A 15,944-nucleotide genomic window follows, 5' to 3' on the forward strand; every position below is an offset into this window, starting at 1 on the left:
GATAAACGGTCGGCAACTGTCAGAGTTGACAGGTCTAGACGAGCATTTAGCGCTTGTTCAACCCCCGCGCCAACCGGTCCCCACCCAATTGGATCACCGCCACCAGGACCACCAACAGCACAATCACCGTGAGCATGATCTGGGTGTCAAAGCGCTGATAGCCATAGCGGTAGGCAATGTCGCCCAGGCCACCGGCACCGATCGCACCGGCCATGGCCGATGAGTTGATCATGGTGACCAGGGTGATGGTGAACCCGCCGACGATCCCCGGCAGGGCTTCCGGCAGCAGCACATGCCAGATGATGTGCCAGCGCCGGCAACCCATGGCCTGAGCCGCTTCGATCAGGCCGTGGTCGACCTCGCGCAGGCTGACTTCGGCAATGCGCGCAAAGAACGGTGTGGCGGCGATGGTCAGCGGTACCACGGCGGCCCATACACCGTAGGTGGTTCCGACGATCAGCCGAGTGAACGGGATCAGCGCCACCATCAGGATCAGGAACGGAATGGAGCGGAACAGATTGACGAACGCCCCCAGCACGCGGTTAAGCGCCGGCGCCTGGTAGATGCCGCCCTTGTCGCTGGTAACCAGCAATACCGCCAGCGGGATACCGACCAGCAAGGCAATCAGCGACGACACACCGACCATCAACAAGGTGTCGATAGCGCCCTGTACTAAACGATCAAACCACATAGCCCAGCACCTCCACCCGTTGTGCCCAATTGCCGGCGCGGTTACGCAGCTCTTCGGCATTGTGCGGCGACCCATTCACCGCCAGCAGCAGTTGCCCCAAAGCGTGCCCCTGGATACGTTCCACACCGCCTTGCAGCAAACGCACGCGGCCGCCGAGGGCGCAGAACAGTGCGGCCAGGTCCGGCTCATCGGTATCGCTGCCGGTGAACTGCAAGCGCAGCACCAGCGCCGCATCAGCCGAGGTTTGTGTCGGTTGCAGGCGGTTCTGCAATTCGGGCGGCAGGCCGTGTTGCAGCGGTGCGAGCAGGGTCTTGCTGACCTCATGCTGCGGGTTGCCGAACACTTGCCACACCGGGCCTTGCTCGACGATGCGCCCGTGTTCCAGCACCACCACGCGGTCGCAGATTTCGCGGATCACCGCCATCTCATGGGTGATCAATACGATGGTCAGGCCCAGGCGTTGGTTGATCTCACGCAGCAGGCCGAGGATCGACTGGGTGGTCTCCGGATCGAGGGCCGAGGTGGCCTCGTCGCACAGCAGAATCTCGGGGTCGTGCACCAGCGCGCGGGCGATGCCGACGCGCTGTTTCTGCCCTCCGGAAAGCTGCGCCGGATACGCCTTGTGCTTGTCTTGCAGACCTACCAGCTCCAGCAGTTCATGCACCTTACGCACGCGTTGTGCCTGGGTCACGCCGGCGACCTTGAGAGGCAGTTCGACGTTCTGCCACACAGTCTTGGCCGACATCAGGTTGAAGTGCTGGAAGATCATGCCGATGCGCCGGCGCAGTGCGACCAGATGGTCTTCATCGAAGCCGCCGATGTCCACCTGATCGATCAGCACGCGCCCGCTGCTGGGTTGTTCCAGGCGGTTGATGGTGCGGATCAGCGACGACTTGCCGGCGCCGCTGCGGCCGATGATGCCGAACACTTCGCCACGCTGGATCGCCAGGTCGATGCCTTGCAGGGCGTGCACGGTGCCGCCATAGGTTTTGCCCAGGTTGATAAAACGCACGTGGGCGCGATTGAGGTCCGGGTGCAGTTCAGTTTGCTCGGCGTCCCTGGGCGCATGGCCCAGGTCGCGCAGTTGGGCGTTGGCGGCGGTCATTTTTTATCTTCCCAGCCGACTTGGTAGAGCTTGCCCAGGGATTTATCCAATGCGGCACGTACCACCGGCGAGTGCTGGTAGATGTCGACGAACTTGATCACTCGTGGGTCGGTCTTGCTCTTGGGCTGAATCACGAACTGAATCACGTACTCCGGGTGGTCGAGGCCATCGAACAGCAGCGCCGATTCGGCATCGAAGGTCTTGGACAGGCGGATATACGCCGGGTAGCCCTGCACCAGGTCGGCGTCGTCGTAGGCGCGTACCAGTTGCACGGCTTCCACCTGCAGGATCTTGAGCTTTTTGGGGTTGCTGACGATGTCTTCTTCCGTGGCCTTGTAGCCCACGCCCGGCTTGAGGGTAATCAACCCGGCCTTGGCCAGCAGTTGCAGGCCGCGCCCGCTGTTGATCGGGTCGTTGGCAATGGCCACGCTGGCGCCTTCGGGCAGGTCGTTGAAGCTTTTGTATTGCTTCGAATACAGGCCGACGTTGTTGATGATGCCCGGTGCGTAAGACACCAGGTCGAACCCGGCGGCGGCCTTGGCGTTTTCCAGGAAGGGAATGTGCTGGAAGTAGTTCACGTCGATATCGCCGGCGGCGAGGCTGACGTTGGGGGCGATCCAGTCGCTGAACTCGACCAGTTCGACTTTCAGGCCCTGTTTGCCGGCCTCTTCAACGGCCGCCTCCAGCGGAATGGCGAAGGCGGCGGTGGTGCCGATTTTCAGGGGAGGGTCGGCGGCGAAGACCGCTGTGCTGAATAACCCGAAGGCCAGGGCCAGTGCTTTGACTGGGTGGGTGAGCAGGGTCTTTTTCATAATCAATTTCCAGTCATAAGGTATAGGCACAATGGAGATCCAATGTGGGAGGGGGCTTGCTCCCGATAGCGGTGTGCCAGCAAACATCCGGTGACTGATTCACCGCTATCGGGAGCAAGTCGAATCGTCGCACCGCCCCTCCCACATTTTTGATCAGTGTCGGTAGCTGGAGCCGGTGTGTTGTTCGGGTAGCCGAGCGGTGCCGTGGAAAACTTTTTCCCGCAGGGTGCCCTGCTCATAGGCGGTCTTGTACGACCCACGTCGTTGTAGTTCCGGTATCACTAGGTCAATGAAATCCACATAGCTCTCCGGCGTCACAATGCGCGTCAGGTTGAAACCATCCAGCCCGGTTTCGCTGATCCAGGATTCCAGTTCATCCGCCACCTGCTCAGGCGAGCCCACCAAGGTGATATAGCGCCCACCCAGGGCGTGCTGTTCGAGCAATTTGCGCCGGGTCCAGTCGTTGTTTTGCAGGTTCTTGGTGGCCGACTGGATCGCGTTGCTCTTCACGTACTGGATGGGTTCGTCCAGTTCGTAGGCAGAAAAATCAATCGCTGTGGACGCCGAAAAGTGCGCCACGCCGGCTTCCGCACTGGCATAGCTCAGGTACTCGGCGTGCTTGGCCCATGCAAGTTCTTCGGTGGCGCCCACGATCACGTTGAGGCCCATGAACACCTTGATGTCATCCGGGTTGCGCCCAGCCTCCACTGCGCTGGCGCGCACCTTGTCCACCTGTAGCCTGGTCGCGGCCTTGTTCTGCCCGCTGATGAACACGCACTCGGCGTGGCGCCCGGCGAACAGCAGCCCTCGCTCGGAACTGCCGGCCTGGAACAGCACTGGCGTACGCTGCGGCGATGGCTCGCACAGGTGATAACCCTCTACCTGATAAAACTCACCGTGGTGCTCCACCTTGTGCACTTTGCCCGGTTGCGCATACACCCGAGTTTGCGGGTCGTTGAGCACCGCGTCGTCTTCCCAACTGCCTTCCCAGAGTTTGTACAACACCTCCAGGTATTCATCGGCCTGGTCGTAGCGCCGGTCATGTTCGACCTGTTCGGTGAGGCCCATGGCTTTGGCGGCGCTGTCGAGATAGCCGGTGACGATGTTCCAGCCGACGCGGCCACGGCTCAGGTGATCGAGCGTGGACATGCGCCGGGCGAACAGATAGGGCGGCTCGTAAGTCAGGTTGGCGGTAAGGCCGAAGCCAAGGTGCCGGGTGACGGCGGCCATGGCCGAGACCAGCAGCAACGGGTCGTTGACCGGTAGTTGGATGGACTCCTTGAGCGGCACGTCAATCGAGTTCTGGTACACGTCATAGACGCCGACGATATCGGCGATAAACAAACCATCGAACAACCCGCGCTCAAGGGTCTGCGCCAATTCAGTCCAGTATTCGAGGCTCTTGTACTCGGTTGAGTTGTCCCGTGGGTGAGTCCACAAACCGTGGTTGATATGCCCGATGCAGTTCATGTTGAAGGCATTGAGCAGGATCTTTTTCTTGCTCATCAAATGGTCCCCCGCAGCGGCGGGTTTTCATCGTTGAGGTAATAGTTGCCTACCGCATGATATTTCCAGCGCACCGGATCATGCAGGGTGTGCACCCGGGCGTTGCGCCAATGGCGGTCCAGGCCATGCTCGGCCAAAGTCGCCTGGCTGCCGGCCAGTTCGAACAAGGTGCTGCCCGCCGCGAGGGAAATCTCGGTGCTCAGGGCGCGCACTTCGGCCACGGCGATGGACGCGGCGGCGACGGTCTGGGCATTGCTGTCGGCCTGGGCGCGGTCGAGGAATTCGCCGGAGCGCTCCAGCAACGCCTCGGCGGCGTGCAAGCGAATGCTCAGGTGGCCGAAGCTCTTTAGAGTCAGCGGGTCTTCGGTGGCTTTATCGTTGCCGGAATCGATCCACGGGCGGGTCTTGGTGCGCACAAAATGCAACGCATCTTCAAAGGCGGCGCGGGCGATGCCGGTGTCGATGGCGGCGTGAAGGATCTGCGCCAAGGGGCCCACGGTGGTCGGGCGTTCGAAGGCGCTCTGAAATGGGATCACGTCCTGCGCTGCGACCCACACGTTATCGAACACCACCGAGCCGCTGCCAGTGGTGCGCTGGCCGAAGCCGCTCCAGTCGTCGATGACCGTCAGGCCCTCGCTGTCACGGGGTACGAACGCCAGTTGCTGGATGCCGTTTTCATCCACCACCGAGGTGGGAGTGCGTTGGGCATAGATCGCGCCGGTGGCGTAGAACTTGCGCCCGTTGATGCGAAAACCGTCGCCGTCGCGGGTGAGGCTGGTCACGCGGTCATGGGCGGTCTTGGTGCCCAGTTCCGCCAAGGCGTTACCAAAGCGCTGACCGGCCAGCACCTCGGCGTACAGGCGCTTTTGCTGCTCGGGGTTGCCGTTTACGCGCAGCACTTCAAGGGCATAAAAATGATTTTGCGGGATCTGGCCCAAGGAACCATCGGCCTGGGAAATCAGTGCAATCACCTTGGCCAGGGTGACATTGGATACGCCCGCGCCGCCGAATGCCTTGGGCACCGTGATACCCCACAGGCCGGAGCGCGAAAACACGTCCAGCTCGGGCCACGGCAGGCGGCGTTCGCGGTCGCGCTGGGCGCTGTCGCGGCGCAAATCTTCAGCGAGGTCGCTGGCGACAATAAGGGCTTGCTCATCGCTGGTGATAACTGCGACGTGGTGAGAAAGGGTCATGAGTTTCTCCAGAAGCTCGTGGAAAAAGTGTTCTGGTCGGTTAAATCCAGGAATGACGAGCAGGTAAGGTGCCGTTCAGTCGATAGGCGCCGATGGCGTGATACTTCCAGCGCACCGGATCGTGCAGGGTATGCACCCGCGCGTTGCGCCAGTGACGGTCAAGGTTGAATTCGGCGAGGGTGGCGCGGCTGCCGGCCAGTTCGAAGAGCTTTTCGGTAACCTGCAATGCCACTTCGGTGGTGAGCACCTTGGCCTCGGCCACGGCAATCGAGGCGCGCGCGGCGGACTGCGCGGTGATCGGCGCCGCGCTGACCTGGTCCAGCACCTGACCGGCCTTGCGCAACAGTGCTTCGGCAGCGTGCAGTTCGATCTTCAACTTGCCGATATCGGCGATCACATACAGGTCATCGCTGGCCCGCTCGACCTTGGCGTCGATCCAGGGGCGTGAACGCTCGCGTACAAAGGCGATAGTGTCGTCGAGGGCACCACGGGCGATGCCGGCGTCAATGGCTGCCTGGATCAGTTGCGACACGGCACCCTGGATATTCGGGCTTTCGCCCAGGCGCCAGTTGTCGATGACCAATTCCGGGTCTACCGCCACCCGGTCGAGCAGTACGGTGCCGCTGGCAGTGGTGCGTTGGCCAAAGCCCGACCAGTCATCGACGATGCGCAACCCCTCGCTGCCGCGCCGCACGAAGGCCATGACTTGCTTGCCGTCATCGTTCAATGCCTTTATCGCGACCCAGTGGGCAAATAGTGCGCCGGTGGAGTAGAACTTCTGGCCGCTGACCACGAACCCATCGCCTTCGGCCGTGAGGCGTGCCTTGAGCTCCAGCGTGTTTTTGGTACCGCGTTCCGGGCCGCCGTTGCCGATGCGCCAACCGTCGAGCACGCTCTGGAACAGCTGCTTTTTCTGGCGCTCGGTCGCGGTGCCCTGCAACACGTGCAGGATGCCGAAATGGTTCTGCGGGATCTGCCCGAGGGCCGGGTCGGCTGCGCTGATGATCGCGAAGACTTCGGCCAGGGTCACAAACGACACCTGTGGGCCGCCATATTCGCGGGGAATGGAAATACTGCCCAGGCCGCTGCGGGTGAATTGTTCGAGTTGCGCCCACGGCAGTTTGCGCTGCTGGTCGCGCGTAGCGGCCTGCAGGCGCGCAGCCTGGGCCAGCTCATGAGCCGCACTCAGTGCCTGGGCGTCGTTGCGCAGCACCGTGGCGGGCAACAACAGGGGGGCTACGTCCAGATCACTCTGGGGGGGTGTTAGAGCCAAGTTAGACATCAGCGCCGCTCCTTGGCTGCACGCAATGCCCTGGCGTTGTGCACCGGGGTAATTCTGACCATACCGACCTCGCATTCAATGAAATAAAAACAGAAAAATCAGGAATGTCCGGTGGTCCGGTGCATATACCCTAAGCGTGTTAATTCTTTAAATAAACTAACTTTTAGGAATATGCATAGAAGGGCTGTCACCCCGGTTCACAGGGTGAGCCGAAGCGACGCGGTTGATAGCCCGGCGCGGGCGAGGCAGGCGGGGTTGGCAAGACTGGCGTGCAAGCGGCGATGCGTAGCGTGCGGGCCGGTGCCCAGCGTGAATTATTGCCCACGCGATCGAGAATGCAGTACGTGACTTCCAATCGGCAGTCGTCGCCCGCTTCGACAATGATCTGGGACGGTACCCACACCTGCACTGCCAGGCCAACGTTTTTGGCCTGGATTTTCGGCAGGTCCAGGCGTACATCACCCCAGCGCAGTGTGATGGCATCGCCGGCACTCATGTTCAAGTAAGGTTCGATGGTCAGCGGAATGCCGCGCCGAACCTGGTTGCGATTGACGCCATGGCGGCGGATCGTCTCGGGCAAACCCACGGGGGCGAGATTCTGGTTTTCATCACTTTCGTGGTTGAGGCATGGCGCAGGCTGGCCTCCGGGGTAGTTGGTCTTGACCCGCACCAGGGCGACGGCCGAGCGCATCGGACCATGGCCGATTTGCAGGACCTGGTAGTGGACGCGTGCCGGCCCGTCCTGCACGAAGCTTTCCGGTACCCACAGATGAGTGAACGTGCCGATCTTGCACGCCGTCACCTTGCGCGAGGCGGCAAAGCAGTTGTTCCAGAACAGTTCGATCAGGTCGCCTTCCTCCATGCCCGAGTAGGGGGATATGTCGACCTGCAGATGGGTGGAAGCCAGGGCGCTGATGCCGTTTCCTACCGCCTGGGGCAGCTTCGGGGCAGGCAGCATGGCCAGGGTTTGGGTGTGTGTCATAAGTAATCTCCTTGTTGCAGCCAGCAGTCATCGTTCCGAACCTTCGGCGCATAGGCACAGGGCGATTCGAAAGGAACGATTCAGTCAGTAGCCGGGATGGGATCCAATCCTCAAGGCGCTAGATAAGAGGGTTGGCCGGGGAGCGTCAATGGAGGCAAAAGGCTAAACGGCGGGTTTGAGGATATTCAGAAGGGTCTGACGGGGAGGGGGATTTTAAGGGGGGGACGGCGGGGGTATTTTATGCGCTGAAATGGTAACCCGTTGTAGGAGTGAGCTTGCTCGCGAAGAACGTAAACGGTAACGCGGTGATTCAGATCGACCGAGTTGCCTGGGCGTTTTTCGCGAGCAAGCTCGCTCCTACAGAGGGTGAGTCAGTGGGCGAGGAATTTGCTCAGAAACTGCCGGGTGCGTTCTTCCCTGGGGTTGGCGAACAACGCTTTGGCTTCACCCTGTTCAACGATCACGCCCTTGTCGAAAAAGATCACCCGGTTGGCCACGTCCCGCGCAAAGCTCATTTCGTGGGTCACGATGACCATGGTGCGGTTTTCTTCGGCCAGGCTGCGAATGGTTGCCAGCACTTCGCCCACCAGTTCCGGGTCGAGAGCCGAGGTGGGTTCGTCGAACAGAATCACCTCCGGCTCCATGGCCAACGCACGGGCAATCGCCACACGCTGTTGCTGGCCGCCGGACAGCCGCCTTGGGTAGGACGCCTCCTTGCCCGCCAGGCCGACCCTGGCCAACAGCTTGCGCCCCAGTTCGGTGGCCGCTTCCCGTGGCATCTTCTTGACCACAATCGGGCCTTCGATGACGTTTTCCAGCGCAGTGCGGTGGGGGAACAGGTTGAAGTTCTGGAACACAAAGCCCACGTGCTGGCGCAGACGACGCACCAGCCCCTGTTGCTGGATGAGCGGCTTGCTGCCGTCGATCTGGATATCCCCCACCTTGATGCGGCCGCTGGTGGGTTCTTCGAGGAAATTCAGGCAGCGCAGGAAGGTGGTCTTGCCGGAACCGCTGGGGCCGATGATGGCGACCACTTCGCCTTCCTTGACCTCAAGGTCGATGCCGTCAAGCACCACTTGACCGTTGAATTGTTTGGTCAGTTTTTCAACCACGATCATGCTTCAGGACTCCAGGTCATGCCGGTTGACCCGGTCTTCCAGACGATTTTGCAGATGCGCCAGGATGCTCGCCAGGATCCAGTAGATCAGGGCTGCGGACAGATACATGGTGAAAATTTCGAAGGTCCGCGCCGATACCAGTTGGGCCTGACGGAACAGCTCGGGCACCTGGATGGTGGCGGCCAGCGCAGTGTCCTTGACCAGCGAAATGAAGCTGTTGCCCAGGGGCGGCAATGCCGTGCGCATCGCTTGCGGCAGAATGGCCCGGCGCAGGGTTTGCGCGCGGGTCATGCCAATACTGGCGGCGGCTTCCCACTGGCCACGCTCGATGGAGGCGATGGCGGCCCGCAGGATTTCACACGCATAAGCGGCCATGTTCAGCGAAAAGCCGATCATGGCCGCCGGGATCGGATCCAGCTCGATGCCCACTTGCGGCAAGCCGTAGTAGATCAGGAACAGCTGCACCAGCAACGGCGTACCGCGAAAGAACGACACGTAGACTCGGGCCGTCCAGCTCAGCAACTTGAAGCGCGACAGGCGCATCAAGGCCAGGCCGAAGCCCAGCAGCAAGCCGAAAAACATCCCGCCCAGGCTGAGGATTACCGTGTAGTACGCGCCCTTGAGCAGAAAGGGCGCGGAGTCCAGCGCGAGTTGAAGACCTGCTTCCATTATTGAGTGACGTCAGCGTTGAAGTACTTCTCGGACAGCTTCTTCAAGGTGCCGTCGGCGCGCAGTTTGTCGAGGGCCGTGTTGACCGCATCGAGCAATTCAGGCTCGCCTTTGCGCAGGGCGATACCGGACTCCTGACGGGAGAAGGCGTCGCCGGCAGCGGCAGTGTCGGGGGCTTTCTTGGCGTATTCGAGGGCGGCCAGGCGGTCGATCAGGATCGCGTCGATACGGCCGATGCGCAGGTCCTGGAACTTGGTTGGGTCGTCGTTGTAGGTCTTGATAGTGGCTTTGGGTTGATTGTCCTTGAGCCATTGTTCGTAGTTGGTGCCCAGGCCCACGCCGACCTTTTTACCGGCCAGGTCGTCGGCTTTCGTGATCGAGTCGACGTTCTTTTTCAGCACCAGTGCCTGGATGCCGGACACGGTGTATGGCTTGGAGAAATCGTACTTTTTCTTACGCTCTTCAGAGATGGTCACCTGGTTGACCACTGCGTCCAGGCGCTTGGATTCCAGTGCGGCGAGAATGCCGTCCCACGGTGTAGCTTGCAGCTTGACCTTGACACCCAGCTCCTTGGCCAGTGCTTCGGACAGTTCCACTTCGAAACCGCTGAGCTTGCCGCTTTCGTCGACGAAGCTGAACGGTGGGTAGGTGCCTTCCAGACCGATCTTGATCTCGCCGGCCTTCTTGATGGTGTTCAACTGCTCGCCGGCAACCGCCTGGCCCAACCAACCGGCGCCAAGCGCCAGGCCCAAAGTGCTGACCAGCAGCGTGCGACGCAATACAGAAATAGTCATGAAGAGCCCCTGTGTTTTTATGGTGAGCGAAGCAGGTGACGCAGTAGTCGTATCCTGCCTTAAAGCGCGAAGCGCGTCTTCGCCTTCGGCGCGATGATAAAGCGGGTTTTTAAGACTTGAAAATAATAAAAAAACAATTTCATATTTCTTTTGAGAATATATGCGTATTCAATCAATTGAATACTGAGTCATAGGCAAACAATGCCGGCGCCCCACCGGTATGCAGGAAAATGATCGGCCCCTCTTCAAACCGCTGGCGCCCGATGCCGTCCAGCAAACCGGCCATGGCCTTGCCGGTATAGACCGGGTCCAGCAGCAGACCTTCCTGGCTGGCCAAAAGTTTGATCGCGGAAAGTGTGCCGGCATTCGGTTCGCCATAACGGGGGCCGAAATACTCGTCCCACAGGATCACTTTGAAGGCGTCGGGAATAGCCACTCCGAGCAACTCGACAGTGCGTTCTGCCAGGCTTTGCACTTTGGGCAACTGCGCTTGCTCGGTGCGCGACACGGTGATGCCGATCACCGGCAACTGCGGTAGTGCTTCGCTCAAGGCCAGGGCCAGGCCGCTGTGCGTGCCGGCACTGCCTGAGGCGAGCACCACGGCGGCGAACTCAATCCCGCTGTCTTCAATCTGCGCGGCCAGTTCCAGCCCTGCGCGCACGTAACCCAAAGCGCCAAGTGCATTGGAGCCACCGATAGGCACCAGGTAGGGCTTCTTGCCATTGCTGCGCAGGCGGTCGGCGAGGGCGGCGAGTTGGGCGTCGGCGTTGTCGAGGTTTTCCACCAGTTCCACTTTGGCGTCAAACAGCTCCAGCAGCAGGCGGTTGCCATTGGCCAGGTAGTTGGCGTCTTCGGTGCCAGTAGGGTTTTCCAGCAGAGCAACGCAGCCCAGGCCGAGTTTGGCGGCCAGTGCGGCGGTCTGGCGGACGTGGTTGGACTGGATCGCGCCGGCGGTGACCAAGGTGTCGGCGCCCTGGGCAATGGCGTCGGCCGCCAGGTATTCGAGTTTGCGCAGCTTGTTGCCACCCATGGCCAGGGGCGTGGTGTCATCGCGCTTGACGTAAATGTCCCTGCCCAGCCAGGCCGACAGCCGTTCAAGTTTTTCCAGAGCGGTGGCACCGCCCAGTAGTTCCAGACGGTTAAAGCGCTCGAGCTGTTGTTTGATCATGGCTACGCACGGTGACTGAATGATGGGGAGGACTATAGGCAGGCACTTTTCATCGGGCAACCGTCAATCGCTTATGAACAATAGTTCTTACGATCACACCATTGGTTCTTAAGAGCTGCCAGGGTGCATACCGTAAAGTGATGGCCATTTCGTCAGGAGTGAATACCGTGAGTGAGCGTTCCAGTCATTGGCAATTGCAGACCATCGTCAGCCAGCTGCGCGGCGCGCGGGACCAGTGGCGAACGCGCAACGGTCGCTTGAGCGGCGAGCACGGTGGCCGTGAATTGCCGTCCCGCGAGGCGGTGGCGCAAATCCTCGAAGCCTTGTGCGGCGCACTATTTCCCATGCGCCTGGGCCCGGTGGACCTGCGTGAAGAAAGCGAAGACTTCTACGTGGGGCATACCCTCGACGTGGCGCTCAACGCCTTGCTCGCCCAGGCGCGCCTGGAGTTGCGCTACGCCGCACGCCAGGGCGGCGAAGATGACAGCGGTGTGGATGCCCATGCCATTCGGCTGATCCAGGATTTTGCCCTGGCATTGCCGGCTCTGCGCAGCCTGTTGGATACCGACGTACTGGCCGCCTACCACGGCGACCCGGCTGCACGCAGTGTGGATGAAGTGCTGCTGTGCTACCCGGGCATCCTGGCGGTGATTCACCATCGCCTGGCCCACCACCTGTACCGCGCAGGTTTGCCGCTGCTGGCGCGCATCAGTGCAGAAATCGCCCACTCGGCCACTGGCATTGATATCCACCCCGGCGCGCAGATTGGCCCGAGTTTCTTCATCGATCACGGGACTGGCGTAGTGATTGGCGAAACGGCGATCATCGGCGAGCGCGTGCGTATCTACCAAGCGGTGACACTGGGCGCCAAGCGCTTCCCAGCCGATGAGGATGGGCAACTGCAAAAAGGCCATCCGCGGCACCCCATTGTCGAGAATGATGTGGTGATCTACGCCGGGGCGACGATTTTGGGGCGGATCACCATCGGCCAGGGTTCGACCATTGGCGGCAATGTGTGGCTGACCCGCAGCGTGCCGGCGGGGGCGAATATCACTCAGGCGAACTTGCAGCATGACGATGGGGCGCAGAAGTAATACCTGAGCCAACCGCCGACCCGTGTGGGAGCAGGCAAGCCAGCTCCCACATTTCGTATGTATTTCAACGTGGGGTCGCTGAACGATTTGCCTTCTTCATCCGTCATACCAATCCTTGAGCTAGTGTAGGAATCATCTACCACTCAGCCCTGCGATTAGTCCCAGACCGCCTATTCATGTTTAACTTGAATGTTCGTTCAAGTTAAACCCGGTGGTTCGCTGCCCGCTCACAACAGGAGGCTTACCTTTGCTGAGTCCGTTATTTACAGCCATATCCCGCAACCTTGAGGTGCATCGTTCATGAGTGCATCGTCCACCCCTTCCAGCGGCATGGTGCGCATGAATGCGCCCGTTTTCTACTTTGCCGCCACCTTCATCCTGCTGTTTGGCATCACAGTCATCGCTATCCCGCAACAGGCCGGAGCCTGGCTGCTGGCGGCGCAAAACTGGGCGGCCAATACGGTCGGCTGGTACTACATGCTGGCGATGACCCTGTATCTGGTCTTCGTGGTGGTCACCGCGCTATCGGGCTACGGCAAGATAAAACTCGGTGCCGACCACGACGAGCCCGAATTCAGTTACCTGTCATGGGCCGGCATGTTGTTCGCCGCCGGAATCAGCATCACGCTGTTTTTCTTCTGCGTCTCGGAGCCGTTGACGCACCTGGTGCAGCCGCCCCAGGGCGAGGCGATGAACGCTGATGCAGCGCGCCAGGCCATGCAGGTGCTGTTCCTGCACTGGGGCCTGCATGGCTGGGGTGTGTTCGCGTTCGTGGGCATGGCCCTGGCGTATTTCGCCTACCGGCATAACCTGCCGCTGGCATTGCGTTCGGCGCTGTACCCGCTGATCGGCAAGCGCATCAATGGCCCTATCGGTTATGCGGTGGATGGCTTCGGTATCATCGCGACGGTGTTCGGCCTGGGCGCTGACATGGGTTTTGGCGTGTTGCACCTCAATTCCGGCCTGGACTACCTGTTTGGCATTGCTCACACCCAGTGGATCCAGGTGGGCCTGATCACGTTGATGATGGGCGCGGCGATCATTGTTGCGGTAGCCGGCGTCGACAAGGGCGTACGGGTGATGTCCGACATCAACATGCTGCTGGCCTGTGCGCTGTTGCTGTTTGTGTTATTCGCCGGGCCTACCCAGCACCTGCTCAACACCTTGATCCAGAACATCGGGGACTACCTGGGCGCGCTGCCGACCAAGAGTTTCGATGTGTACGCCTACGACAAGCCAAGCGACTGGCTGGGCGGCTGGACAGTGTTCTACTGGGCCTGGTGGATCGCATGGTCGCCGTTCGTAGGTCTGTTTATTGCGCGTATCTCCCGTGGCCGTACCATCCGCGAATTCGTGTTTGGCGTGCTGCTGATTCCGCTGGGCTTTACCCTGGCGTGGATGTCGATCTTCGGTAACAGCGCCATCGACCAAGTGCTCAACCATGGCATGGCTGCGCTGGGCCAGTCGGCCATCGATGACCCATCGATGAGCCTCTACCTGCTGCTGGAAACCTACCCGTGGAGCAAGACGGTGATTGCGGTCACGGTGTTTATCAGCTTTGTGTTCTTTGTGACCTCGGCGGACTCAGGCACGGTGGTGCTGTCCACCCTGTCGTCCAAAGGCGGCAACGCTGATGAAGACGGGCCGAAGTGGCTGCGGGTGTTCTGGGGTGCGATGACAGCGCTGGTGACCAGTGCCCTGCTGTTCGCCGGCAGTATCGACTCGCTCAAATCAGCGGTGGTGCTGACCTCGCTGCCGTTCTCGCTGATTCTGCTGCTGATGATGTGGGGGCTGCACAAGGCGTTTTACCTGGAGTCGCAAAAGCAGATCGCGCAGTTGCATTCCCTTGCGCCAATATCGGCTTCACGCAAAGGCCGTGGCGGCTGGCGCCAGCGCTTGAGCCAGGCCGTGCATTTCCCGTCACGTGATGAGGTGTATCGCTTCCTTGAATCGACGGTGCGCCCGGCGATCGAAGAAGTGACGGCGGTGTTTGTCGAGAAGGGCCTGAATGTAGTCACTCAGCCGGACCCGTCCAACGACAGCGTCAGCCTGGAAATCGGCCATGGCGAGGAGCACCCATTCATCTACCAGGTGCAGATGCGCGGCTACTTCACGCCGTCGTTTGCCCGCGGTGGCATGGGTTCCAAAGAGATCAACAACCGCCGTTACTATCGTGCGGAGGTGCACTTGAGTGAGGGCAGCCAGGACTATGACCTGGTGGGCTATACCAAGGAGCAGATCATCAACGACATCCTCGACCAGTACGAACGCCATCTGCAGTTCCTGCATTTGGTGCGCTGATACCGTTCCTCTCAAGTAGGTCTTTGCTGTAAAAGGAAGAGGCAGACTTAAGCGATTCAGCGGGTTAAAAGGCTTGGGAATAACCTTATTCCCGGGCCTTTCAACCCTCAGTCCAGAGAGGATTCGATGACGTACATTGCTGCCGAAAACCGCTATGAATCTATTCCCTATCGCCGCGTAGGCCGCAGTGGATTGGTGCTGCCGGCACTGTCCCTGGGGCTGTGGCACAACTTTGGCGACAGCACCCCGATCGACACCCAGCGCGCTTTGCTGCGCACGGCGTTCGACCTGGGTATCAACCACTTCGACCTGGCCAACAACTACGGCCCGCCCTATGGCAGCGCCGAGATCAACTTCGGCCGTTTGCTGCGTGAAGACTTCAAGCACTACCGCGACGAATTGATCATCTCCAGCAAAGCCGGTTGGGACATGTGGCCCGGCCCCTACGGCCAGGGCGGTGGCTCGCGCAAATACATCCTGGCGAGCCTGGATCAAAGCCTGCAACGCCTGGGCGTCGACTACGTGGATATTTTCTACTCCCACCGTTTTGACCCCGACACGCCCCTGGAAGAAACCGCCAGCGCCCTCGCCACCGCTGTGCAACAAGGCAAGGCGTTGTACATCGGTATATCGTCCTATTCCGGGGTGAAAACCCGCGAAATCGCAGCCTTGCTCAAAGAGTGGAAAGTGCCGCTGTTGATTCACCAACCGGCTTACAACCTGCTCAACCGCTGGGTGGAAAAGGACCTGCTCGACACCACCGAAGAACTTGGCGCTGGGGTGATCGCCTTCACGCCGCTGGCCCAGGGTTTGCTCACCGACAAGTACCTCAATGGCATACCGGCCGATGCACGGGTCAATCGTCCGGGTGGTGGTTCGTTGCAGGCCCAGCACCTGTCCGAGGCCAACATTGCCCATGTACGCGGCCTGAATGAAATCGCCCAGCGTCGCGGCCAGAGCCTCGCGCAATTGGCGCTGGCCTGGACCCTGCGTGATCCACGGGTGACCAGCGCGCTGATCGGCGCGAGCCGGCCGGAGCAGATTATTGAAAACGTTGGGGCGTTGAAGAACTTGAGCTTCAGCGCTGAAGAACTGGCGGAGATTGATCGGTTTGCGCAGGAAGGCGGGATCAACTTGTGGGAAAAGCCATCCACTGCTGAATAACTGACACAACTGGGTCAAAAATGTGGGAGGGGCGGTGCGACGATTCGACTTGCTCCCGATAGCAG

The 15,944-nt window shown here is 60.5% G+C and carries 14 protein-coding genes; 3 read left to right on the forward strand and 11 right to left on the reverse strand.

Annotated features, from left to right (window positions below):
* Positions 1-46: 46 nt before the first annotated feature.
* The 11 genes from FW800_RS20915 to FW800_RS20965 form a co-directional block, all read right to left on the reverse strand.
* Positions 47-691 (reverse strand): methionine ABC transporter permease, encoded by a 645-nt coding sequence (locus FW800_RS20915; RefSeq protein ID WP_446438378.1) that lies wholly within the window; start codon positions 689-691, stop codon positions 47-49.
* A complete protein-coding gene (locus FW800_RS20920; protein WP_446438379.1) occupies positions 681-1,796 on the reverse strand; it encodes a methionine ABC transporter ATP-binding protein in 1,116 nt (371 codons plus the stop codon). Before FW800_RS20920 ends, FW800_RS20915 begins: the two co-directional genes overlap by 11 nt.
* A complete protein-coding gene (locus FW800_RS20925; protein WP_446438380.1) occupies positions 1,793-2,608 on the reverse strand; it encodes a MetQ/NlpA family ABC transporter substrate-binding protein in 816 nt (271 codons plus the stop codon). The genes FW800_RS20920 and FW800_RS20925 overlap by 4 nt, the downstream gene beginning before the upstream one ends.
* A gap of 153 nt (positions 2,609-2,761) precedes the next feature.
* Positions 2,762-4,114 carry an LLM class flavin-dependent oxidoreductase gene (locus FW800_RS20930; protein WP_446438381.1) on the reverse strand — a complete coding sequence of 451 codons (1,353 nt, stop codon included), beginning with the start codon at positions 4,112-4,114 and terminating at the stop codon, positions 2,762-2,764.
* Positions 4,114-5,307: an SfnB family sulfur acquisition oxidoreductase gene (locus FW800_RS20935; protein WP_446438382.1), complete on the reverse strand. Its 1,194-nt coding sequence runs from the start codon at positions 5,305-5,307 to the stop codon at positions 4,114-4,116. Before FW800_RS20935 ends, FW800_RS20930 begins: the two co-directional genes overlap by 1 nt.
* Before the next feature lie 40 nt (positions 5,308-5,347).
* Positions 5,348-6,589 (reverse strand): SfnB family sulfur acquisition oxidoreductase, encoded by a 1,242-nt coding sequence (locus tag FW800_RS20940; protein ID WP_032803216.1) that lies wholly within the window; start codon positions 6,587-6,589, stop codon positions 5,348-5,350.
* Positions 6,590-6,776: 187 nt separating this feature from the next.
* Complete coding sequence (locus FW800_RS20945) at positions 6,777-7,571, reverse strand: hypothetical protein (protein WP_148854262.1); 795 nt, start codon at positions 7,569-7,571, stop codon at positions 6,777-6,779.
* A 371-nt stretch (positions 7,572-7,942) separates the two neighbouring features.
* Positions 7,943-8,689, reverse strand: coding sequence for an L-cystine ABC transporter ATP-binding protein TcyN (gene tcyN / locus FW800_RS20950; RefSeq protein ID WP_446438383.1), 747 nt, complete (start codon positions 8,687-8,689; stop codon positions 7,943-7,945).
* A 3-nt stretch (positions 8,690-8,692) separates the two neighbouring features.
* Positions 8,693-9,358 carry a cystine ABC transporter permease gene (gene tcyL / locus FW800_RS20955; protein WP_032878420.1) on the reverse strand — a complete coding sequence of 222 codons (666 nt, stop codon included), beginning with the start codon at positions 9,356-9,358 and terminating at the stop codon, positions 8,693-8,695.
* Complete coding sequence (gene tcyJ / locus FW800_RS20960) at positions 9,358-10,152, reverse strand: cystine ABC transporter substrate-binding protein (RefSeq protein ID WP_103733992.1); 795 nt, start codon at positions 10,150-10,152, stop codon at positions 9,358-9,360. The genes tcyL and tcyJ overlap by 1 nt, the downstream gene beginning before the upstream one ends.
* 172 nt (positions 10,153-10,324) lie before the next feature.
* Positions 10,325-11,320: a D-cysteine desulfhydrase gene (locus FW800_RS20965; RefSeq protein WP_446438384.1), complete on the reverse strand. Its 996-nt coding sequence runs from the start codon at positions 11,318-11,320 to the stop codon at positions 10,325-10,327.
* A 167-nt stretch (positions 11,321-11,487) separates the two neighbouring features.
* Between FW800_RS20965 and epsC the strand changes: the two genes are divergently transcribed.
* From epsC to mgrA, 3 genes are all read left to right on the forward strand, one after another.
* On the forward strand, positions 11,488-12,414 hold the full coding sequence (gene epsC, locus FW800_RS20970) for a serine O-acetyltransferase EpsC (RefSeq protein ID WP_005783794.1): 927 nt from the start codon (positions 11,488-11,490) through the stop codon (positions 12,412-12,414).
* Between the two features lie 339 nt (positions 12,415-12,753).
* Positions 12,754-14,715: a choline transporter BetT gene (gene betT / locus FW800_RS20975; RefSeq protein WP_164366000.1), complete on the forward strand. Its 1,962-nt coding sequence runs from the start codon at positions 12,754-12,756 to the stop codon at positions 14,713-14,715.
* Positions 14,716-14,841: 126 nt separating this feature from the next.
* Positions 14,842-15,879, forward strand: coding sequence for an L-glyceraldehyde 3-phosphate reductase (gene mgrA / locus FW800_RS20980; protein ID WP_005783797.1), 1,038 nt, complete (start codon positions 14,842-14,844; stop codon positions 15,877-15,879).
* Positions 15,880-15,944 lie beyond the last annotated feature (65 nt).

The sequence above is a fragment of the Pseudomonas sp. 910_23 genome (genome assembly GCF_052850795.1).